This window comes from Streptomyces sp. NPDC047841 (assembly GCF_040704085.1).
In the GTDB taxonomy this organism is placed as follows: Bacteria; Actinomycetota; Actinomycetes; order Streptomycetales; family Streptomycetaceae; genus Streptomyces; species Streptomyces argyrophylli.
The window spans coordinates 139939-160371 of the sequence record NZ_JBEYRP010000011.1 but is presented as its reverse complement, the minus strand read 5'-3'; the positions used below and the strand labels follow the sequence as shown (position 1 = coordinate 160371).

The following is a 20433-nucleotide window of genomic DNA, read 5'->3' as shown; positions in this document are numbered from 1 at the left end:
GCGAGCGGAAGCAGCTTGTCACGACCCCGCGCACCACACGGAGCTGCAGGTTTCCGCCTGGACAGGGTCGAAACGACCACATGTGGAGAAGGAAGTTCCGTTCAGGCCGAGGGCAGCCCGAGGAGGTCGCGGGCCACCGCCGCGGGTGTCTCGTCGCGTTCCCGGGCCAGCGCGACGACCGCCCGGCAGGCCAGTTCGCTCACCCCGAAGGACAGGGCCTCCGGGGACACCCACGCCGCCGCTTCCTCGATCCGGTCCTGATCGTCCTCCGCGCGGGCGGCGACATAGACGGCCGCCGCTTCGAACAAGTTGTGCGCGCGCCTCTCCCGGGCGCCCTCCGGCCGCCCCTGCGCGGAGCTGCCGAGCCGGCCGGCGTACCTGCGGATCCTGTCGAACACGCGGACCACCCTTCCCTCAACGGGGTCAGTACGATCGCCCATCTGCTGTTCATCAACGTAGAGTTGGGGGTTCGGCGGCAGAAGGGGGACGACGCGGTGAAGCGGTTCGAGCGGCTCGCGCAGATCCGCCGGCTGGACCCGGTGGCGGACGCGCTGGAGATCTACCGGATCAGCGTCGCCTACGAGTTCCCCTGGGATTACACCCGCGCTCTCGAACTGGCTCTGTACCGTACCTACGCGGTGCCCGGCATCGGGCGGCTGCTCGCGCGGACGGCGGAGCTGACCGAGCGCACGCAGAAGCGGTACGACGACACCGTGCTGCTCCTGGACACCATCGTGGAACACGGCTTCGCGGCGGAGCAGGGGCGCACCGCGATCCGCCGCGTCAACCAGATGCACCGCGCCTACGACATCAGCGACGACGACATGCGGTACGTGCTGAGCACCTTCGTGGTGACGCCCCGCCGCTGGATCGACGCCTACGGCTGGCGGCGGCTGTCCCGGCACGAGGTCGTCGCCACCACCGAGTACTACCGCACCCTCGGCCGGCACATGGGCATCCCGGACATCCCCCGCACCTATGAGGAGTTCGAGGCCCTTCTCGACTCCTACGAAGAGGCCCACTTCGGCTGGGACGAGGATGCCCGCCGGGTCTCCGACGCCACCCTCGGCCTGATGGCGTCCTGGTATCCGCGCCCCCTGGCACCACTGCTGCGCACGGCCACGCTCGCGCTGCTCGACGAGCCCCTGCTGCGCGCGTTCCGCTACCCGCGACCCGGCGCCGCCACCTCCGCGCTGGTGCGCCGCGCCGTGCGGACGCGCGGCCGGCTGGTCCGGCTGCTGCCGCCGCGCCGCAGCCCCCACTTCGCGCGCCAGAACCGGGAGGTCAAGGGCTACCCGAACGGCTATCGCATCGCCGACCTGGGTACGCGTCCGGTCCCCGGTCTGCGTGGTTGCCCGGTGCGGCGCCAGGACGGCTCAGCGGCCGGCCCCGTCGAGTGAGGCCAGCGTGTTCCGCAGCCAGGCCAGCTCTGCCCGGCTCGTGGCCCGCGCGATGGTGAGAACGCCGCGCCGGAACGGATCGTCCAGTTCCTCGGCGCGCAGCGGCCGGTCGCCGTCGTAGAAGAAGCTCGCCGGCTCCTCCAGGAAGGCCAGCCGGCGCCGCAGTACGGCCGCCTGGGCGGCGGGGTCCTCCAGGTGCCGCAGGAACGCGAGCAGTGTGAACCACTGGTTCTCGTCCGTGATCTCGCGCTGGGCGGGCTCGGCGAGCCGGCGTTTCAGCTCGCGCCCGCCTTCCTCGGTCAGTCTCAGCACGTGGCGTGGCGCGGCGACGGCGCCGGGCTCGGTCGCCCGCACCAGCAGACCGGCCTTCTCCAGGCGCTTGATCGCCGGATACAGCGTGCTCTCGGCGACGGGCCGCACATGGCCGGTGAGTGCCGCGATGTGGCGGCGCAGTACGTATCCGTGCAGGGGGGCGCCGTACAGGAATCCGAGGATGGCGAGTTCGAGCATGGCCGCATTCTCCCGCAGGGATGCATCGCTGCGCCAATACAGCCTTGACGTAATACATCGCCACCGAGGTATTGTCTGGGTGTCGCGGACCACAGGGAGGGGCACGGTGCAGCAGGCCACGTTCGACAGCAGGGGAAGCCGGATCCGATGGACCGAGGTGCCCGGGGCGGAGCCCGCCCGGGTGTACCTGCACGGACTGGGAGCGATGTCCGCCGTCTACCACGCGCACATCGCGGCGCGGCCCGAACTCGCGGGCCGGCGCAGCCTGTTCGTGGACCTGCCGGGACACGGCACGAGCGACCGCCCCCAGGACTTCGGGTACACGCTGGAGGGCCACGCCGACGCGGTGGCCGCCGCGCTCGACGCGGCCGGGGCCGCCGGCGCCGAACTGATCGCGCACAGCATGGGCGGTGCCGTAGCCGTCGTCCTCGCCCACCGGCGGCCCGACCTGGTCTCCCGGCTGGTCCTGGCGGAGGCCAACCTGGACGCCTTTCCGCCGCCGACCGCCGGCAGCAGCGGGATCGCCGCCTACGGGGAGGACGAGTTCGTCGAAGGGGGGCACGCGCGCGTGCTGGAGACGGTCGGCCCGCTGTGGGCGGCGACCATGCGGCTGGCCGACCCGCGCGCGTTGCACCGCAGTGCCGTCGGCCTGCGCAAGGGCTCGGACCCCGTGATGCGGACGCTCCTGGAGCGGCTGCCGGTCGACCGCGTCTTCCTCCAGGGCGAGCACAGCGGCGAACTCGCGGGCCGGGAGGGCCTGGAAGCCGCCGGGGTGCGCGTGGTGACGGTGCCGGGCGCCGGGCACAACGTCATGTTCGACAACCCCGACGCCTTCGTGGCAGCCGTCACCGGAACCGGCTGACCCGGTCCGTTCCTCAGTCCTCGCGTACCGCGAGCGCCAGGAACCGGGCGTCCTCGTCGGTGTACGACGTCATCCGCCAGCCCGAGCGCGCGAGCAGGGGCCGGAGATTGGCCTCGGCGCGCAGGTCGTCGGGGGTGACCCGGCGCCCCTGCCGCGCCGCCAGCGCCGCGCGGCCGATGGGATGGAAGAGGGCGAGCGTGCCGCCGGGCCGTAGGCCACGGGCCAGCTCCCGCAGGTTGTCCACCGGCCGCGGCAGGTGGGCGATCAGACCCGCGGCGAACACGGCGTCCAGGCAGCCCGAGCGCAGCGGGAGCGCGGCGACGTCGGCGAGCACCAGCCGCCCGTCGCGGTGCCTGCCCGCTCGTACGGCGGCCTGGAGCATGGCCGGGGTCAGATCCACGCCCAGCACCACCCCGGAGGGGCCCACGGCGGCCCGCAGGGGCGGCAGCGCGCGCCCGGTGCCGCAGCCCGCGTCCAGCACGCGGTCCCCCTCCCGCAGCCCGAGGCCGGCCACGGCCGCCGCGTAGGCTGGGCCGTCGTCCGGGAACCGGCTGTCCCAGTCGGCGGCGCGGGCGGTGAAGAAGTCCTGGACACATGTGTGGTCGTCGTTCATGTTCCGCATGATTCCTCACCGTCACGAGGGAAGTCCTTGTGCGCATGTTCGAGCGGGAGGCGATCGTTCCGGCACAACTGTGCGTCATATTCCGGCACCTTTCGAAATGCGCCCCCTTTGTGCGCCCCTGCCCCGGCTAGCGTCCCGGGGCCATGGGACACCTGGACCACGCCGCCTTCGGCTGGCTGACCCCCGTACTGTCGTACGCGATGGCCTGCATAGGCGCCGCACTCGGACTGCGCTGCACCGTCCGCGCGCTCGCCACCACCGGCCGCGCGCGCCGCAACTGGCTCGTCACCGCCGCCTCCGCCATCGGCACGGGCATCTGGACCATGCACTTCGTGGCCATGCTCGACTTCCGCGTCAGCGGCAGCGACATCCGCTACGACGTGCCGCTGACCATCCTCAGCCTCCTCGTCGCCATGGTCGTCGTCTGCGCCGGCGTCTTCGCCGTCGGCTACAGCCGCGACCGCAACCGCGCGCTGCTCCTCGGCGGTCTCACCACCGGACTGGGCGTCGCCAGCATGCACTACCTGGGCATGGCGGCCGTCCGACTGCACGGCGACGTCACCTACGACCCGGTCCGCGTCGGACTGTCGGTACTGATCGCCGTGGTCGCGGCCACCGTGGCCCTGTGGGCCGGATTCAACATCAGGTCGCCCCTCGCGGTCACCGTCGCCTCCCTCGTCATGGGAGCGGCCGTCAGCAGCATGCACTACACCGGGATGTTCGCGGTGAGCGTGCGTGTGGACCCGTCCGGCGACGCCCTGCCCGGGGCCACGGCGATGCAGTTCATCTTCCCCCTCGCCGTCGGCCTCGGGTCCTACCTGTTCATCACCTCGGCCTTCGTGGCCCTCTCGCCCACGGCCGACGAGCGCGAGGCGTCCGCCTCCGCCCAGCGGCCCGTCGAAAGCGTCGCCCGCTAGCGGAACCCCCGCCCGAGCGCACCGACCACGTCCCGAGCGAGGAGGCCATGCGCCCACCCCGTACACCCGAGAACGCCGCCGCCGCGGCGCACCGTCCGCGCGGACGCCGCGCACACGCCGGACCGCCCGCCGACGAGGGCCGCCACCCGCCCGGCCCGCCGTCCGCCGCCGCACGCGCGCGGGGGAACCGCCGGCACCTGCGCCCCCGCACCGTCCGCGCCAAGGTGGTCAGCCTCCTGATGGTGCCCGTCGTCTCCCTGCTCGCCCTCTGGGCGTACGCCACCGTCAGCACCGCTCAGGACGTCGCCCGGCTGCGCCAGTCGCAACGGGTGGACGCCGAACTGCGCAGCCCGCTCGCCGCGGCCGTCACCGCGTTGCAGGCCGAGCGCACCGCGGCCGTCCGCTACGCCACGGACCCCCGCGCCGGCGACGGCGGTGATCTCGAAGACCTCGCGGCCCGCACCGACCGGGCCGTGGACCGGCTGCGGCTCGGCCGGGACAGCACCGTCGCCGACAGCCAGGAGCTGCCCGCCGGCGTCTCCAGGCGCCTCGCCGCCTTCGTCAAGGGCGCCGAGCACCTCCCCGCACTGAGAACGGCCGTACGGGGCCACAAGACGGGCTGGGACGACACGTACACGCGCTACACGAAGACCATCGGCGCCGCCCTCGCGGTCGACGGAGCCCTCACCGGCTTCCAGCAGGCCGACGTCGCCTCCGACGCGCGCGTGCTGCTCGAATTCTCCCGCGCCGCCGAAGCCCTGGCCCAGGAGGACGCCCTGCTGGGCAGCGCGCCTGCCGCCGGAACCCTGCGGGGAGAGCGACTGCGGCTCTTCAGCGCCGCCGTCGCCACGCGCCGTGCCCTCACCGAGACCGCCGTCACCGATCTGCCCACCGCCCAGCGTGCCGCCTGGCGCGATCTGACCGCCGGCGGCCCCTACACCGCCCTCGGCGCCGCCGAGGACGACCTGCTCGCCGCGGGACCGGACGTCCACGTCGCCGGCCAGGCACCGCACGCCGCGTGGAGCGCCGCCCACGCGCGCGTACAGGACGGAATGCGGACCATCGCGGCAGCCGCCGGCCGGGCCGTCGCCGGCCGCGCCGACCCGGTCACCCGCGGCCTGCTCAGCCCCGCCGGAGCCGCCGTACTCCTGGGACTCGCCGCCGTCGCCGCCTCCCTCGTCATCTCCGTCCGCATCGGACGGGCCCTGGTGGTCGAACTCGTGAGCCTGCGCAACGACGCGCTGGAGATCGCCCGCCGCAAACTCCCGGAAGCGATGCGGAAGCTGCGCGCGGGCGAGGAGATCGACATCCGGGCCGAGGCACCCTCCGGACCGCCGGCCGAGGACGAGACCGGTCAGGTGGCGGAAGCCCTGACCACCGTGCACCGTGCCGCGCTGCGCGCCGCCGTGGAGCGCGCCGAACTCGCCAGCGGCATCTCCGGTGTCTTCGTCAACCTGGCCCGCAGGAGCCAGGTCCTGGTCCACCGCCAGCTCAGCCTCCTGGACAGCATGGAGCGGCGCTCCGACGACCCGGACGAACTCGGTGACCTGTTCCGCCTGGACCACCTCACGACCCGGATGCGGCGCCACGCCGAGAGCCTGATCATCCTGTCCGGCGCCGCGCCCGGCCGTGCCTGGCGGATGCCGGTGTCCCTGACCAACGTCGTACGCGCCGCCGTCTCGGAGATCGAGGACTACGCGCGCGTGGAGGTACGCCAGTTCCCCGAGGCGTACGTCACCGGCGCGGCGGTCGCCGACCTCACCCATCTGCTCGCCGAAGTCGTCGAGAACGCGGCCCAGTTCTCACCACCCCACACGCGCGTGCGGGTCACCGGCGAACCGGTCGGCAACGGCTACGCCCTGGAGATCGAGGACCGCGGGCTCGGCATGGGCGCCGAGACCCTGGCCGAGGCCAACCGCCGCATCGAACAGTCGGAGGCGCTGGACCTCTTCGACAGCGACCGCCTGGGACTCTTCGTGGTCAGCAGGCTCGCCTCCCGGCACGACATCAAGGTGCACCTGCGGACCTCCCCTTACGGAGGCACCACCGCCGTGGTCCTGCTGCCCAAGGCCCTGCTGCACAGCGGCTCGGCGGTACCGTCCCCCCACCAAGGCGCACGGGCCCGATCCGGCGAGGAACGCGCCTACGCGCGCGTACCCGGTGCGACCTCGCCCCAGGAGACCGCCGGCACCCAGTGGCCGGACCGTCCCGCCCTGGCGGCCACCGGACCTGGTCCGCACGGAACCACCCGGACACCGGGTGGCCAGAGCACCGGGAAGGCGACGGATCCCCACGGCACCCGGCCGGAACCGGGCCCGGACGGCACCGGCGCGGCGGCCCGCTCCCGCGACGCCGCCCATGAACCCCCGCCCCCCGGCGTCACCCCCCTGAGACTGCGCCGCTCGCCGGACGACGCCGAGCCCTCCGACGACCTCCCGCGCCGTGTGCGCCAGGCGAGCCTCGCTCCGCAACTGCGCCACGAGCGCCGCGAGGAGCCACCCCAGCGGCCCGCCCGGCACGGCGACGACCGGCGCACCCCCGAACTCGTACGGGACCGCATGGCGGCGTACCGCGACGGCTGGACGCGAGGCGGTGGCAGGCAGCCCGGCCGTGGTGCCGCACCGGAACCGCAAACGGGCGGTCACAGAAGCGAAGGAGACCCGGCATGATCCAGGACCCGACACCGAGGGCCGGCCGGCGGTCCGGCGAACTGGACTGGCTGCTCGACGACCTGGTGACATGCGTGCGCGAGGTACGGCACGCCGTCGTGCTCTCCAACGACGGCCTGGCGATCGGCGCCTCCACCGGCCTCGCGCGGGAGGACGCCGAGCACCTCGCCGCCGTGGCCTCCGGGTTCAACAGCCTCGCCAAGGGTGCGGGGCGGCACTTCGGAGCGGGCGGAGTGCGCCAGACCATGGTGGAGATGGACGACGCGTTCCTCTTCGTGGCCGCGGCCGGTGACGGTTCCTGCCTCGCCCTGCTCACCGCGGTCACGGCCGACATCGGGCTGGTCGCCTACGAGATGGCCCGCCTGGTCAAACAGGTCGGCGAGCATCTCCGCACGGCGCCGCGCCTCGGGGCGCAACCGCCCGCCGCAGGTTGAGCCGGGAGGGCGGCACCGATGACCGAGAACCCGACCGGCGAGTCCCGGGAGCCGGGCAGCCAGTGGTACGACGGCGAGGCCGGACCCCTGGTCCGCCCGTACGCCATGACGGGTGGCCGCACCCAGCCCGGGCCGACCGGGGTGCGCTTCGACCTCATCGCACTCGTCACCCTCGACCCCGCAGCACCGGCGCTCGACGACGACACCGCGCTCGGCCCCGAGCACCGGACCCTGATCGACCTGTGCCGCCCGGAGACCCAGTCCGTCGCCGAACTCGCCGCGGACGCGGACCTCCCGGTCGGCGTGGTCAGGGTGCTGCTCGGGGACCTCCTGGAACTCGGCTGCGTGACCGTCAGCCGCCCCGTGCCGCCCGCGCACCTGCCCGACGAGCGGATCCTGCGCGAGGTCATCGAGGGACTGCGAGCGCTGTGACCGAGGGACCGCGAGCACCGCAGACGAACGTCCGGACACCGCCGCCGGCCGCGCCGTGCCGGCACCCGTGCGCCCGGCCGCGTCCCGGTCCGTCCGATCCGAGCGCTTCACGTCAACGATCGGGCGCGAGCCGCTCATATCAGGTGTACTTCGGTCCCCTCGCCCCGGCCCGCGTCCCCGTTGTCATGATGCTGCCTTCACCCCCGGACCACGCGGACGCCGGCCGCGGCCGGCCCTCCCGAGAGAAGTGATCATGGTCTCCGAGCACACCGACACCGTCGGCGACACCTCCGCCCTGGCACTGAAGATACTGGTCGCCGGTGGCTTCGGCGTCGGCAAGACGACCCTGGTGGGGGCCGTCAGCGAGATCCGGCCGCTGCGCACCGAGGAACTGCTCAGCGAAGCGGGCCAACTGGTGGACGACACCGACGGCGTGGACCACAAGGTCACCACCACCGTGGCCATGGACTTCGGCCGCATCACCATCCGCTCCGGTCTCTCGCTCTACCTCTTCGGCACACCGGGACAGGACCGGTTCTGGTTCCTGTGGGACGAACTCGCCCAGGGCGCACTCGGCGCGGTGGTCCTCGCCGACACCCGGCGACTGGAGGACTGCTTCCCCGCCGTCGACTACTTCGAGCACCGGCGCATCCCGTTCGTGGTGGCCGTCAACCGCTTCACGGGAGCCCGCTCCTACGGCGCCCCCGACGTCTGCCGGGCACTCGATCTCGACCGCGGCACACCCGTGGTGCTGTGCGACGCGCGCGACCGCGACTCCGGCAAGGAAGTGCTGATCAGGCTCGTCGAGTACGCCGGGCGGATGCACACCGCCCGGCTCCTGGACTCGGTCGGCTGAGCCCGCCGCTCAACCCGCGACGTCCCGCATGGCCAGTACCTTGTCGATGGTCACGCGGACGAGCAGTTCCCCCGGTACGCCGTTGCGGGCGCCGTACTCCTCGGCGCGGTCCTCGCCCATGTACCGGGCGGCGATCCGGGTCGCCCACAGACGCACCTCGGCCAGATCCTCCGACAACCGGGCGCGGCCGTTCAGCACCACGAAGTGGAACGGCGGACGGTCGTCGTCCACGCACAGGGCCACCCTGCCGTCACGCGCCAGATTGCGCCCCTTCGCCGTGTTCTTGCCGGTGTTGAACACCAACTCGTCCCCGTCCAGCAGGAACCAGATCGGAGCCACGTGCGGGCTTCCGTCGGCGCGGACGGTGGAGAGCTTGCCGGTGCGAGTGCCGTCCAGGACGAACGCCCGCCATTCCTCATCGGTCATCTTCTCTGCCATGGGCCCATCCTCCTTGCCCGCGCGCCGGTCGTGGGGAAGGCTGGCGGGGAGTTCCTCCAGCCAGGGGGAGACATCACACGGGGAGACGGACATGGCGCAGAACCAGGGTCTCGGCTGGCTCCTGGACGATCTGACCGAGCGGGTGGACCACGTACGTCACGCGCTCATCCTGTCGAACGACGGACTGGTCACCGCGGCGAGCACGGGCTTACGCCGCGAGGACGCGGAACACCTCGCGGCCGTGGCCTCCGGGCTGCACAGTCTGGCCAAGGGCTCGGGACGCCACTTCGGCGCGGGCAGGGTGCGCCAGACGATGATCGAGTACGACGACGCCGTGCTGTTCGTGACCGCGGCCGGCGCCGGAAGTTGTCTGTGCGTGCTCAGTGGGGCCCAGGTGGACATCGGCCAGATCGCCTACGAGATGACCCTGCTCGTCAACCGGGTCGGCGAACACCTCGGCGTCGATGCCAGGGCACCCGAGAGGTCCCCCACCACAGACCTCTGACCTGCTGCTTTCCCCGCCGCGTGGAGTTATCCACAGGCTCGCCACGCATCGCGTCCAAGCGGATACGGTGAGTGCACGGCGAACGCGCAGGGCGTGAGCCACCGACTCCACGGGGGAGTACGACCATGTCGGCAAGCACCTTCGGCCCCACCCGCCCCGGTACCTGCACACCGAGCCGTGCCGCTCGCGAACTGGGGCTCAAGCGAGTGGAGTTCGACCTCGCTGTCCAACTCGGCCGTATCCGCACCGTGCCCGACGAGGACGGTGGAGGAGGCCGGCGTGTGGAGCACGCGGAGATCGAGCGCCTGCGGGCGCAGGACGGCTTCCCCGAGTCCCTTCGCGAGCGGGTGCGGGTCGTGGGTACGGCGGAGGGCGCCGCCCTCATGGAGATCCCGGCCGGCCGGTTCACCCGGCTCGCCCGCCTGGGCCTGCTCGTGCCCGTGAGGTTTTACCTCAACCGTTACCGCGCCGTGGTCTGGCTCTATCTCGCGGAAGAACTGGGCCAGTTCACGGCGAGCCCGGAGCACGCGCACCTGCTCAAGGGGCGTACGCCCGAAACCCTCCGGGGCCAGCTGGCGGCGGGGGTGGATCTGCGGGCACGCAACTGGCGCGCACGCCAGGTCGGATTTCTGCTGCGGCAGGCCGAGGACCCGTGGGCCCGCGCCGGAGCCGTGGCCGCGTTCCTCGCGCCCGTCGAGGTCGCCGACGTCGTCACACATGCCTACGAGCGTGCCCACCTCGACCGGTTCCGGCCCGCGTCGCCAGTGCCCGGTGTGCCGGGTTCTCCTTCCGCTCGTCTTACCGAGCGGATCATGACGGCGCAGGACGCGGACGAGGTCGGCTGGCTGCGCAGCGAGTTGGCGCGCTCGGTCGAGGAGGCCCGCGCCATCTCGCCGGCCCCGCGCCAGGCCGTCCACCGGGTTCCGCCGGTGATGCGGGCGGTGGCACGGCCCATCCCGCCGATGGCACGGACGGTCACCCGGCCAACGGAGGAGGCGACGAGGTCATGGGAGATGGTCGCGCGGCCGACGGAGCCGGCGGTACATTCTGCGAAGTCGATGACGTCGTTCGCGGAGTTGGCAGTGCCATCTTCGAACTCGGCGACTTCCTCCGCAGAGTTGGCGGGGCCATCTTCGAAGTGCGCGGCACAGTCCCCGGGTTCGGCGCGTGAAACCCCACCGCCCCAGGAGACGACGGCACCGTTCCCGGAGTCGGTGGTATGGGATCCCCAGCCGACGGGGCGCCCCGCGGAGTCGGGAAGCCGCGTCCCGCGGATGCGGACGCGGCTTCCCGGGTCGGTGGCGGCACAGCTCCTGGAGGCGGCGACATCACCCACGGAGTCGGCCGTGCGGCACCCCGAGCCGCGGGTGCGGCCCCGCCAGCCGTACGTCGTTCCGCGAGTGCCGGCCGCGCGGCCGACGGTGCCGCCGGCCCCTCGCGACCACGAGCCGGCGCAGCCCCTTCCACCGCCCTCGTCGCGCGGTCTGCGGGCCTGGCTACGGCGGAGAAGCACACGGTCGGCACCGCCCGCGCGGGTCTGAACAGCCGGTCCCGGCTGTCGTCGCCAGCTGCTACAGGGCCCTGAACAGGCCCTCCTGCACGACCGAGACGAGCAGCCGTCCCTCCAGGTCGTAGATGCGCCCGCGGGCCAGCCCGCGGCCGCCGGTGGCGATCGGTGACTCCTGGTCGTACAGGAACCACTCGTCCGCGCGGAACGGCCGGTGGAACCACATGGCGTGGTCCAGCGAGGCCATGTCGAAGTTCCGCGGCCCCCACAGGGGCTCCACCGGGAGCCGCACCGCGTCCAGCAGGGTCATGTCGCTCGCGTAGGTCAGCGCGCAGGTGTGGACCAGCGGGTCGTCACCGAGCGGGCCGACCGCGCGCATCCACACGGCGCTGCGCGGCTCGGCGCCCTCGATCTCCTCCGCGTTCCAGCGCAGCCGGTCGACGTACCGGATGTCGAACGGCTGGCGGCGCGCCATCCGCTCCAACTGCTCCGGCAAGGCCCCCAGGTGCTTGCGGATCTCCTCGGACACCGTCGGCAGCGACTCGGGGTCCGGCACCTCGCGGGCCGGCGGCAGCTGGTGCTCGAACGGTCCTTCCTCAGGCTTGTGAAAGGAGGCGGTCAGATTGAAGATCGTGCGGCCCTGCTGCACGGCCGTGACCCGGCGCGTCGTGAAGGAGCGTCCGTCGCGGACCCGCTCCACCTGGTACACGATCGGCACGCCCGGCCGGCCGGGGCGCAGGAAGTACGCGTGCAGCGAGTGCACCGGGCGCTCGCCGTCCGTGGTGCGGCCGGCGGCGACCAGCGCCTGGCCGGCCACCTGGCCGCCGAAGACCCGTTGCAGGGACTCCTGCGGGCTGCGGCCACGGAAGATGTTGACCTCTATCTGCTCCAGGTCGAGGAGGTCGACCAGTCTCTCGGCCGGATTCGTCATCGGTGGGTTTCTCCTTGGCTTGCCACGGGCCGGGGACGGCTCACAGCTGGCCGACATCGGTGACGCGGACGACCGCACGCCCCTCGGCGTCGGAAGCCGCGAGGTCGACCTCGGCGCTGATGCCCCAGTCGTGGTCGCCGTTCGGGTCGTCGAAGATCTGGCGGACCCGCCAGAGGCCGTTCTCCGGCTCCTCCTTGATGACGAGCAGCTTGGGCCCCCGGGCATCGGGCCCGGTGCCGAGGTCGTCGTACTCGTCCCAGTACTTGTCCATCGCCTCGCCCCACGCCTCGGCGTCCCATCCGGACTCGGCGTCCAGCTCTCCCAGTTCCTCGACCTGGTCCAGGGCGGCCAGCTCCACGCGGCGGAACATGGCGTTGCGGACCAGGACGCGGAAGGCGCGGGCGTTGGTGGTGACCGGCTTGACCTCGTCCGCCTTTTCCTGGGCCTCCTCGGCGGTCATCTCCTCCGGGTTGGCGAGCTGCTCCCACTCGTCCAGCAGGCTGGAGTCCACCTGGCGCACCATCTCGCCCAGCCACTCGATCAGATCCTGAAGATCCTCGGACTTCAGGTCGTCCGGGATGGTGTGGTCCAGGGTCTTGTAGGCGCTGGCGAGGTAGCGCAGCACGATGCCCTCGGTGCGGGCCAGCTCGTAGAGGGACACCAGCTCGGTGAAGGACAGTGCCCGCTCGTACATGTCCCGGACCACCGACTTGGGCGACAGCGGGTGGTCGCCGACCCACGGGTGGCTCTTGCGGTAGGTGTTGTACGCGTGGAAGAGCAGCTCCTCCAGCGGCTTCGGGTACGTGACGTCCTGGAGGCGCTCCATGCGCTCCTCGTACTCGACGCCGTCGGCCTTCATCGCTGCCACGGCCTCACCGCGCGCCTTGTTCTGCTGGGCGACGAGGATCTGCCGGGGGTCGTCCAGGGTGGATTCGACGACGGAGACCATGTCCAGCGCGTAGGACGGCGACTCGGGGTCGAGGAGTTCGAACGCGGCCAGGGCGAACGTGGACAGCGGCTGGTTCAGCGCGAAGTCCTGCTGGAGGTCGACGGTGAGCCGCACGATGCGGCCCTCGGCATCCGGCTTGTCCAGCTTCTCCACGATTCCGCCGTCCAGCAGCGAGCGGTAGATCGCGATCGCCCGGCGGATGTGCCGCAGCTGCTGCCGGCGCGGCTCGTGGTTGTCCTCCAGCAGATGGCGCATCGCCTCGAACGCGTTGCCCGGCCGGGCGATGACCGAGAGCAACATCGTGTGCGTCACCCGGAATCGCGAAGTCAGCGGCTCCGGCTCCGACTCGATCAGCTTCTGGAAGGTGTTCTCCGTCCAGCCGACGAAGCCCTCCGGCGCCTTCTTGCGGACCACCTTGCGCCGCTTCTTCGGGTCGTCGCCCGCCTTAGCCAGCGCCTTCTCGTTCTCGATGACGTGCTCCGGCGCCTGCGCGACCACGAGCCCCGCCGTGTCGAAGCCGGCCCGGCCGGCCCGGCCCGCGATCTGGTGGAACTCACGGGCCCGCAGCGTGCGCACCCGGCTGCCGTCGTACTTGGTCAGCGCGGTGAAGAGCACCGTGCGGATCGGCACGTTGACGCCCACGCCGAGCGTGTCCGTGCCGCAGATGACCTTGAGCAGACCGGCCTGGGCGAGCTTCTCCACCAGGCGCCGGTACTTGGGCAGCATGCCGGCGTGGTGCACGCCGATGCCGTGCCGGACGTAACGGGACAGGTTACGGCCGAACTTGGTCGTGAAGCGGAAGTTGCCGATCAACTCGGCGATCTGGTCCTTCTCCTCGCGCGAGCACATGTTGATGCTCATGAGCGCCTGCGCCCGCTCCACGGCCTGCGCCTGGGTGAAGTGCACGATGTACACCGGTGCCTGCTTGGTCTCCAGCAGGTCGGTGAGCGTCTCGGTGAGCGGGGTCAGCTTGTACTCGTAGGAGAGGGGCACCGGGCGGGTCGCCGAACGGACCACCGAGGTGGGGCGGCCGGTGCGGCGGGCGAGGTCCTTCTCGAAGAAGGACACATCGCCCAGAGTGGCCGACATCAGAATGAACTGCGCCTGCGGCAGCTCCAGCAGCGGGATCTGCCAGGCCCAGCCGCGGTCGCCCTCCGCGTAGAAGTGGAACTCGTCCATGACGACCTGACCGACGTCCGCGTCCTTGCCGTCGCGCAGCGCGATCGACGCCAGCACCTCGGCGGTGCAGCAGATGACGGGCGCGTCGGCGTTCACGGAGGCGTCGCCGGTGAGCATGCCGACGTTCTCGGTGCCGAAGAGCTTGCACAGCTCGAAGAACTTCTCCGACACCAGCGCCTTGATCGGTGCCGTGTAGAAGGTGACCTCGTCCCGGGCCAGCGCGGCGAAGTGCGCACCCGCGGCGATCATGCTCTTGCCGGAGCCGGTGGGCGTCGAGACGATCACGTTCGCCCCCGAGACCGCCTCGATCAGCGCCTCCTCCTGGTGGGGATAGAGGGTGAGACCGCGCTCCTGCGCCCACGACTCGAAGGCTTCGTACAGGGCGTCGGGGTCGGGGGTCGGCGGCAGCTGATCGATGAGGGTCACGCCCCCATCTTGCCTGGCCTTGAGCCCGAGCGCGGAATCGGCTGGGGATGCGAAGATCACGACCGCTACGCTGTGTCGCCGACGCGGCGTCAGCGCACCAGGTCAACTGGTCAACGGCACACGAGAAATGGGGCGGGAAGCGGCCATGATGGGACCAGCACACTCACTGTCGGGGGCCGCGGCCTGGCTCGGCGTCGGAGCCGCCACCGCGGCGGCGGGACAACCGATGCCCTGGCCGGTCCTCCTCTCCGGTGCCCTGATCTGCGCCGGCGCCGCACTCGCCCCGGACCTCGACCACAAGGCCGCCACCATTTCCCGGGCCTTCGGCCCGATCTCCCGCTGGCTCTGCGAGATCGTGGACAAGCTGTCGTACGCGGTCTACAAGGCGACCAGGAAGCAGGGCGATCCTCGTCGCTCCGGCGGGCACCGCACCCTGACGCACACCTGGCTGTGGGCCGTCCTGATCGGCGCCGGCTGCTCGGCCGCCGCGATCACCGGAGGCCGGTGGGCGGTCCTGGCGATCCTGTTCGCGCACATGGTGCTCGCCATCGAAGGTCTGCTGTGGCGGGCGGCGCGGGGCTCCAGCAGCGATGTCCTGGTCTGGCTGCTGGCGGCGACCAGTGCCTGGATCCTGGCGGGTGTGCTGGACAAACCGGGCAACGGCTCCGACTGGCTGTTCACCGAGCCAGGGCAGGAGTACCTCTGGCTGGGGCTGCCGATCGTGCTGGGCGCGCTGGTGCACGACATCGGGGACGCGCTGACCGTGTCCGGCTGCCCGATCCTGTGGCCGATCCCGGTCGGCCGCAAGCGCTGGTACCCGCTGGGGCCGCCGAAGGCGATGCGGTTCCGGGCGGGCAGCTGGGTGGAGCTGAAGGTGCTGATGCCGGCGTTCATGCTGCTCGGGGGAGCGGGCTGCGCCGCCGCCCTCAACCTGATCTGACGGGGTCCCGGGGGGTGGGGAGGTCCGCCTGCTCAGGTGGCCTCGCCGGCATCCGCCGCACCGTACCGGCGCTCGAAGCGGGCGATGCGGCCCTCGGTGTCGACCGTGCGGGCCTTGCCCGTGTAGAAGGGGTGGCTCTCCGAGGAGATCTCCACGTCGATCACCGGGTAGGTCTGGCCGTCGTCCCACTCGATGGTCTGCTCGCTCCGCGCGGTGGAACGGGTCAGGAAGGCGTAGCCGGCGGCGCGGTCCCGGAAGACCACGGGGTGGTAGTCGGGGTGCTTGTCCTGCTGCATGGCGGCTCCTTGTGCGGGGCGCTCGGGGCGGGGACGGCCGGAGGGTCAGGCTCAGCCGGGCAGGGAGTCCTCGTCGACGATGTGCATCGCGGCTTCCTCGGCGGAGGCGGCGGCACCGTCGATGCCGACGTCGGTCGCGACGAGGGCGGCCTCCTCGTCCTCGTGCGCACCCTCGTCGGGGGCCACCAGCCGGCCGGAGCGGAAGTTGCCGACCTCGTTGTCCAGCAGCTCGCCGTCCGTCCCGTCGACGTCTCCGATGCCGTCGCCGTCCGGGGCGTCGAGGTCCGGCTGCTCCTCGGCGAGCCGCTGGTCGAGGGTCTCGCCCGCCTGGCGCTCGGCCGCCGTCACGCCGGTGTGCTCGACCGCCCACGGGCGCTCTGGAGGGGACCAGCCGCGGTCGAGGGGTTCGGCGACGCCGTCGAGATCCAGGGTGTCCTCGACGTCGAGCACCCCCGAGTCCTCCGGGATCTCCGAGGGATCGGGCTGGTAGACGTCGTCGCCCCAGCCGTCCGTGTCCACGACTACCTCCAGGTGGTGAGGACGGCCCGGTGCCGTCCCAGTGGGCGGCGGACCGCCGGCAGGCCGGGTGCGGGGACGCACCGGGAACCGCCAGGTTCCCGGGGACACCCCGAGCCGGTGCCGCTTTCCAGCCTTCCACCCCTGCTCGGCACCGCGCAACGGCACGGGTCCCGGCGGGGCCGGACCCACCGGGCCCCGGCCATGGCAACCGACGGCTGCGGGACCCGGCGTCCGGGGCCCCGGCCGGGTACGGGTTCCACGCCGGCGAGACGGGCTTCGCCACCGGCCGGACCGACCGAGGCACACCACCGGGCGGAGCCCGTCAATCATGCCGAGCGGACCGGATCGACCAAGGCGGCCGAACCGGCCGAGCCCACCGAGCCGCCCCCCGGGAAGCCGCGGATCTCACCCGTGCCAAGACCGCCACAGCGCCGCGTACGCACCCTCCGCCGCGACCAGCTCCTCGTGGCTGCCCAGCTCGCTGATGCGGCCGTTCTCGACGACGGCGATCACGTCGGCGTCGTGGGCGGTGTGCAGACGGTGGGCGATGGCGACCACGGTGCGGCCGTCGAGGACACGCGCAAGGGAGCGTTCCAGGTGGCGGGCCGCGCGCGGGTCGAGCAGCGAGGTCGCCTCGTCCAGGACCAGCGTATGCGGATCGGCCAGCACCAGCCGGGCCAGCGCGATCTGCTGGGCCTGCGCCGGGGTCAGCGCCGAGCCGCCGGAGCCCACCTCGGTGTCCAGGCCGTCGTCCAGCGCCCGTGCCCATCCGTCCGCGTCGACCGCGCCCAGGGCCGCCCACAGCTCGGCGTCCGTCGCGCCGGTGCGGGCCAGCAGGAGGTTGTCGCGCAGCGAGCCCACGAAGACGTGGTGCTCCTGGTTGACGAGGGCCACGTGGGAGCGGACGCGTTCCGCGGGCATCCGGGACAGTTCCGCCCCGCCCAGGGTGACCCGGCCGTCCCGGGGCGCGTAGATCCCGGCGAGCAGCCGGCCCAGCGTGGACTTGCCCGCGCCGGACGGCCCGACCAGGGCGAGCCGGGTGCCCGGAGCGACCTCCAGGGAGACCTTACGCAGCACGTCGACGCCCTCGCGGTAGCCGAAGCGCACCCGGTCGGCACGCACGTCCCGCCCGTCGGGGGCCAGCGCGGCCTCCCCGGCCTCGGGCTCGATGTCCCGCACGCCGACCAGCCGGGCCAGCGACACCTGGGCGACCTGCACCTCGTCGTACCAGCGCAGGATGAGGTTCACCGGATCGACCAGCATCTGGGCGATGAGCGCGCCCGTGGTCAGCTGGCCCACGTCGATCCAGCCGTGCAGGACGAAGACGCCGCCGACCATCAGGACCGAGCCGAGCACGAGCAGGTGGACGGTGTTGACGACCGGGAAGAGCACGGAGCGGAGCCAGAGGGTGTAGCGCTCCCACGCGACCCACTGGGAGATCCTCTGCTCGGACAGGGCCACGCGACGGTCGCCGAGGCGGTGTGCCTCGATGGTGTGGCCCGCGTCCACGGTCTCGGCGAGAGCGGCGGCGACGGCGGCGTACCCGGCGGCTTCCGAGCGGTAGCCGGACGGTGCCCGCTTGAAGTACCAGCGGCAGCCGACCACCAGGACCGGGACGGCCAGCAGTACGGCGGCGGCCAGCGGCGGGGCCGTCACGACCAGTCCGCCGAGCAGCAGCAGGGCCCACACGAAACCGATGGCCAGCTGGGGCACGGCCTCGCGCATGGCGTTGGCCAGGCGGTCGATGTCGGTCGTGATGCGGGAGAGCAGGTCGCCGGTGCCCGCCCGCTCCAGCACGCCCGGCGGCAGTCCGACGGACCGTACGAGGAAGTCCTCGCGCAGGTCGGCCAGCATCCGCTCGCCGAGCATCGCGCCGCGCAGCCGCACCTGCCGGACGAACCCGGCCTGCACGGCCAGCGCGAGCGCGAACAGCCCGGCGGTCAGGCCCAGATGGAGGTCACGGGCGCCGTCCGTCACCCGCTCGACCAGGCCGCCGAGCAGGTACGGGCCCACCATGGAGGCGACCACGGCCACCGTGTTGACCGTGATGAGCAGCAGGAAGGCCCGGCGGTGCCGGCGGAACAGCTCGGTGACGTAGGCGCGCACGGTCGCGGCGGCGCCGACGGGCAGGGTGGTGGCGGTCGTCGGGGCCGCCGGGTCGTACGCCGGTGGCGCAACGCCGATCATGCGCTCTCCTCGATCTCTTCCAGCTCCTGGAGCGCCTCCAGGAGGATGCCCTCGTCGGCCGCGGTCAGTTCCTCGTCGGTCTCCCGGGTCACCACGGCCCGGTACCGCGGCTCGCCGTCGACGAGTTCGCGGTGCACGCCGACCGCCACGACCTCCCCCTCGTGCACCAGGGCGACCTGGTCCGCGCGGTCGAGGAGCAGCGGGGAGGAGGTGAACACCACCGTCGTCCGTCCCGACCGCAGCTGGCGCAGCCCGTCCGCGATCCGGGCCTCGGTGTGCGAGTCGACCGCGGAGGTCGGCTCGTCCAGCACCAGCACCTCCGGATCGGTGAGGAGCGACCGGGCGAGGGCGAGCCGCTGGCGCTGGCCGCCGGACAGGGAGCGTCCGCGCTCGGTGATCCGGGCGTCCATCGGGTCGGCCGCGTCCAGCGAACCCTGCACGAGAGCGTCCAGCACGTCCCCGCACTGTGCTGCCGCCAGCGCGTCCTCGGCCCGTACGGCACCGGAGGCGGGCACGTCGAGCAGCTCGCGCAGCGTGCCGGAGAGCAGGACCGGGTCCTTGTCCTGGACGAGGACGGCGGTCCGGGCGCTGTCGAGGGGGAGTTCGTCCAGCGGGACCCCGCCCAGCAGGACCGACCGGCCCGGCTCCGTGGGGTGGCCGCCCAGCCGTTCGGCAAGCCTGCCGGCCGCGTCCGGGTCACCGCAGACGACGGCGGTGAACCGGCCGGCGGGGGCGAGCAGTCCGGTCGCGGGGTCGTACAGGTCGCCGCCCGGCACATCGGCCGCCCGGCTGCCGTCGGTGGCCGTGGACCGCTCCAGCGACAGCACGCGCGCGGCCCGCTTGGCCGAGGGGCGCGAGAAGGAGTACGCCATGGCGATCTCCTCGAAGTGCCGCAGCGGATAGTTCAGGATCATGACGGCGCTGTAGAGCGTGACGAGTTCGCCGACCGTGATCCGGCCCTGGCGGGCCAGACCGATGCCGTGCCAGACGACCGCGATGAGCAGCAGGCCGGGCAGCAGCACCTGAATGGCGGAGATCAGCGACCACATCCGGGCGCTGCGCACGGCGGCGTGCCGTACCTCCTGCGAGGCGCGGCGGTAGCGGTCGAGGAACAGTTCCTCGCCGCCGATGCCGCGCAGCACCCGCAGGCCGGCGACGGTGTCGGAGGCCAGTTCGGTGGCCCGCCCCGCCTTCTCGCGCTGCACGTCGGCGCGGTGCGTCGCCCGGGGCAGCAGCGGCAGTACCGCGAGGGCCACGACGGGCAGGCCCACGGCGACGACCACGCCGAGCGCGGGCTGGTACAGGAGCAGGCTGACGCAGACGACCAGGACCGTGAGCGCGGCGGCGGTGAACCGGGAGACCGCCTCGACGAACCAGCCGATCTTCTCCACGTCGCCGGTGGAGACGGCCACCACCTCGCCGGCGGCCACCCGCCGGGTCAGGGCCGAGCCCAGCTGGGAGGCCTTGCGCGCGAGCAGCTGCTGGACGCGGGCGGCCGCGGTGATCCAGTTGGTGACGGCGGTCCGGTGCAGGAAGGTGTCGCCGACGGCGATGCCCGTTCCGCATAGCAGCATCGCAGCACCCGTCAGGGTTAGCCGGGTGCCGGAGCGGTCGACGGCCGCCTGCACGGCGAGGCCGACGCAGAAGGGGAGGGCGGAGACGGAGACGAAGTGCAGCAGGCCCCAGGCGAGCGACTTCAGCTGGCCGCCCAGCTGGTTGCGCCAGAGCCACCACAGGAATCGAGGACCCGAACGCGCGTCGGGCACGCCCGGATCGGGATACGGAAGGTCTTGAATCTGCATGACGTCCCAGTGGCTCGTGTCGAGGGCAGGGAAAGAGCGGAACGCCGCGGGG

At 72.5% G+C, this 20433-nt stretch carries 19 protein-coding genes and 1 pseudogene; 10 read left to right on the top strand and 10 right to left on the bottom strand.

Annotated features, from left to right (window positions below; genetic code table 11):
• Positions 1–101: 101 nt before the first annotated feature.
• Positions 102–398, bottom strand: a complete 297-nt coding sequence (locus AB0947_RS19850; protein WP_366751632.1) for a hypothetical protein — start codon at positions 396–398, stop codon at positions 102–104.
• Between the two features lie 96 nt (positions 399–494).
• On the opposite strand from AB0947_RS19850, the gene AB0947_RS19845 reads away from it, so the two are divergent.
• Entirely contained in the window at positions 495–1400 is a 906-nt protein-coding gene (locus AB0947_RS19845) for an oxygenase MpaB family protein (RefSeq protein WP_366751631.1), read from the top strand.
• Here AB0947_RS19845 and AB0947_RS19840 read toward each other — a convergent pair.
• Positions 1377–1910, bottom strand: coding sequence for a PadR family transcriptional regulator (locus tag AB0947_RS19840; RefSeq protein WP_366751630.1), 534 nt, complete (start codon positions 1908–1910; stop codon positions 1377–1379). The genes AB0947_RS19845 and AB0947_RS19840 overlap by 24 nt on opposite strands.
• Positions 1911–2016: 106 nt before the next feature.
• On the opposite strand from AB0947_RS19840, the gene AB0947_RS19835 reads away from it, so the two are divergent.
• The gene (locus tag AB0947_RS19835) at positions 2017–2772 is read left to right on the top strand and encodes an alpha/beta hydrolase (protein WP_366751629.1); all 756 of its coding nucleotides are present in this window, start codon (positions 2017–2019) and stop codon (positions 2770–2772) included.
• Positions 2773–2785: 13 nt separating this feature from the next.
• Here the strand turns inward: AB0947_RS19835 and AB0947_RS19830 are convergent, their stop codons facing one another.
• The gene (locus AB0947_RS19830) at positions 2786–3385 is read right to left on the bottom strand and encodes a class I SAM-dependent methyltransferase (RefSeq protein WP_366751628.1); all 600 of its coding nucleotides are present in this window, start codon (positions 3383–3385) and stop codon (positions 2786–2788) included.
• A gap of 152 nt (positions 3386–3537) precedes the next feature.
• Between AB0947_RS19830 and AB0947_RS19825 the strand changes: the two genes are divergently transcribed.
• The 5 genes from AB0947_RS19825 to AB0947_RS19805 all read left to right on the top strand — a co-directional run bounded on the left by AB0947_RS19825 (position 3538) and on the right by AB0947_RS19805 (position 8702).
• Complete coding sequence (locus tag AB0947_RS19825; protein ID WP_366751627.1) at positions 3538–4311, top strand: MHYT domain-containing protein; 774 nt, start codon at positions 3538–3540, stop codon at positions 4309–4311.
• Positions 4312–4358: 47 nt separating this feature from the next.
• Positions 4359–6980 (top strand): nitrate- and nitrite sensing domain-containing protein, encoded by a 2622-nt coding sequence (locus tag AB0947_RS19820; protein ID WP_366751626.1) that lies wholly within the window; start codon positions 4359–4361, stop codon positions 6978–6980.
• Complete coding sequence (locus AB0947_RS19815; RefSeq protein ID WP_366751625.1) at positions 6977–7414, top strand: roadblock/LC7 domain-containing protein; 438 nt, start codon at positions 6977–6979, stop codon at positions 7412–7414. Before AB0947_RS19820 ends, AB0947_RS19815 begins: the two co-directional genes overlap by 4 nt.
• 18 nt (positions 7415–7432) lie before the next feature.
• On the top strand, positions 7433–7846 hold the full coding sequence (locus AB0947_RS19810; protein ID WP_366751624.1) for a DUF742 domain-containing protein: 414 nt from the start codon (positions 7433–7435) through the stop codon (positions 7844–7846).
• A gap of 253 nt (positions 7847–8099) precedes the next feature.
• Complete coding sequence (locus AB0947_RS19805; RefSeq protein WP_366751623.1) at positions 8100–8702, top strand: ATP/GTP-binding protein; 603 nt, start codon at positions 8100–8102, stop codon at positions 8700–8702.
• A gap of 9 nt (positions 8703–8711) precedes the next feature.
• On the opposite strand, the gene AB0947_RS19800 is transcribed toward AB0947_RS19805, so the two are convergent.
• A complete protein-coding gene (locus AB0947_RS19800) occupies positions 8712–9140 on the bottom strand; it encodes a PPOX class F420-dependent oxidoreductase (protein WP_366751622.1) in 429 nt (142 codons plus the stop codon).
• Between the two features lie 91 nt (positions 9141–9231).
• On the opposite strand from AB0947_RS19800, the gene AB0947_RS19795 reads away from it, so the two are divergent.
• Positions 9232–9645, top strand: coding sequence for a roadblock/LC7 domain-containing protein (locus AB0947_RS19795; RefSeq protein WP_366751621.1), 414 nt, complete (start codon positions 9232–9234; stop codon positions 9643–9645).
• A gap of 125 nt (positions 9646–9770) precedes the next feature.
• Positions 9771–10571: pseudogene (locus AB0947_RS19790) on the top strand (DUF6397 family protein); the annotation flags it as partial.
• A gap of 645 nt (positions 10572–11216) precedes the next feature.
• On the opposite strand, the gene AB0947_RS19785 reads toward AB0947_RS19790, so the two are convergent.
• Complete coding sequence (locus tag AB0947_RS19785; RefSeq protein ID WP_171158708.1) at positions 11217–12083, bottom strand: acyl-CoA thioesterase II; 867 nt, start codon at positions 12081–12083, stop codon at positions 11217–11219.
• Between the two features lie 40 nt (positions 12084–12123).
• A complete protein-coding gene (locus AB0947_RS19780) occupies positions 12124–14637 on the bottom strand; it encodes a DUF3516 domain-containing protein (protein ID WP_366751620.1) in 2514 nt (837 codons plus the stop codon).
• Positions 14638–14782: 145 nt separating this feature from the next.
• Between AB0947_RS19780 and AB0947_RS19775 the strand changes: the two genes are divergently transcribed.
• Entirely contained in the window at positions 14783–15577 is a 795-nt protein-coding gene (locus AB0947_RS19775; protein ID WP_366751619.1) for a metal-dependent hydrolase, read from the top strand.
• A gap of 32 nt (positions 15578–15609) precedes the next feature.
• On the opposite strand, the gene AB0947_RS19770 is transcribed toward AB0947_RS19775, so the two are convergent.
• The 4 genes from AB0947_RS19770 to AB0947_RS19755 form a co-directional block, all read right to left on the bottom strand.
• Positions 15610–15873 carry a type B 50S ribosomal protein L31 gene (locus tag AB0947_RS19770; protein ID WP_014671210.1) on the bottom strand — a complete coding sequence of 88 codons (264 nt, stop codon included), beginning with the start codon at positions 15871–15873 and terminating at the stop codon, positions 15610–15612.
• Between the two features lie 51 nt (positions 15874–15924).
• Entirely contained in the window at positions 15925–16392 is a 468-nt protein-coding gene (locus AB0947_RS19765; protein WP_366751618.1) for a DUF5709 domain-containing protein, read from the bottom strand.
• A 405-nt stretch (positions 16393–16797) separates the two neighbouring features.
• Positions 16798–18579: an ABC transporter ATP-binding protein gene (locus tag AB0947_RS19760; protein ID WP_366751617.1), complete on the bottom strand. Its 1782-nt coding sequence runs from the start codon at positions 18577–18579 to the stop codon at positions 16798–16800.
• Positions 18576–20381 (bottom strand): ABC transporter ATP-binding protein, encoded by a 1806-nt coding sequence (locus AB0947_RS19755; RefSeq protein ID WP_366751616.1) that lies wholly within the window; start codon positions 20379–20381, stop codon positions 18576–18578. The genes AB0947_RS19760 and AB0947_RS19755 overlap by 4 nt, the downstream gene beginning before the upstream one ends.
• Positions 20382–20433: the final 52 nt, after the last annotated feature.

What these genes read in the sequence shown, in the direction of transcription:
- AB0947_RS19800 (WP_366751622.1), bottom strand. Translation starts at nt 9,140, where the DNA reads ATGGCAGAGAAGATGACCGATGAGGAATGGCGGGCGTTCGTCCTGGAC.
- AB0947_RS19760 (WP_366751617.1), bottom strand. Translation starts at nt 18,579, where the DNA reads ATGATCGGCGTTGCGCCACCGGCGTACGACCCGGCGGCCCCGACGACC.
- AB0947_RS19795 (WP_366751621.1), top strand. Translation starts at nt 9,232, where the DNA reads ATGGCGCAGAACCAGGGTCTCGGCTGGCTCCTGGACGATCTGACCGAG.
- AB0947_RS19830 (WP_366751628.1), bottom strand. Translation starts at nt 3,385, where the DNA reads ATGAACGACGACCACACATGTGTCCAGGACTTCTTCACCGCCCGCGCC.
- AB0947_RS19770 (WP_014671210.1), bottom strand. Translation starts at nt 15,873, where the DNA reads ATGCAGCAGGACAAGCACCCCGACTACCACCCCGTGGTCTTCCGGGAC.
- AB0947_RS19805 (WP_366751623.1), top strand. Translation starts at nt 8,100, where the DNA reads ATGGTCTCCGAGCACACCGACACCGTCGGCGACACCTCCGCCCTGGCA.
- AB0947_RS19785 (WP_171158708.1), bottom strand. Translation starts at nt 12,083, where the DNA reads ATGACGAATCCGGCCGAGAGACTGGTCGACCTCCTCGACCTGGAGCAG.
- AB0947_RS19815 (WP_366751625.1), top strand. Translation starts at nt 6,977, where the DNA reads ATGATCCAGGACCCGACACCGAGGGCCGGCCGGCGGTCCGGCGAACTG.
- AB0947_RS19755 (WP_366751616.1), bottom strand. Translation starts at nt 20,381, where the DNA reads ATGCAGATTCAAGACCTTCCGTATCCCGATCCGGGCGTGCCCGACGCG.
- AB0947_RS19775 (WP_366751619.1), top strand. Translation starts at nt 14,783, where the DNA reads ATGATGGGACCAGCACACTCACTGTCGGGGGCCGCGGCCTGGCTCGGC.
- AB0947_RS19820 (WP_366751626.1), top strand. Translation starts at nt 4,359, where the DNA reads ATGCGCCCACCCCGTACACCCGAGAACGCCGCCGCCGCGGCGCACCGT.
- AB0947_RS19810 (WP_366751624.1), top strand. Translation starts at nt 7,433, where the DNA reads ATGACCGAGAACCCGACCGGCGAGTCCCGGGAGCCGGGCAGCCAGTGG.
- AB0947_RS19825 (WP_366751627.1), top strand. Translation starts at nt 3,538, where the DNA reads ATGGGACACCTGGACCACGCCGCCTTCGGCTGGCTGACCCCCGTACTG.
- AB0947_RS19840 (WP_366751630.1), bottom strand. Translation starts at nt 1,910, where the DNA reads ATGCTCGAACTCGCCATCCTCGGATTCCTGTACGGCGCCCCCCTGCAC.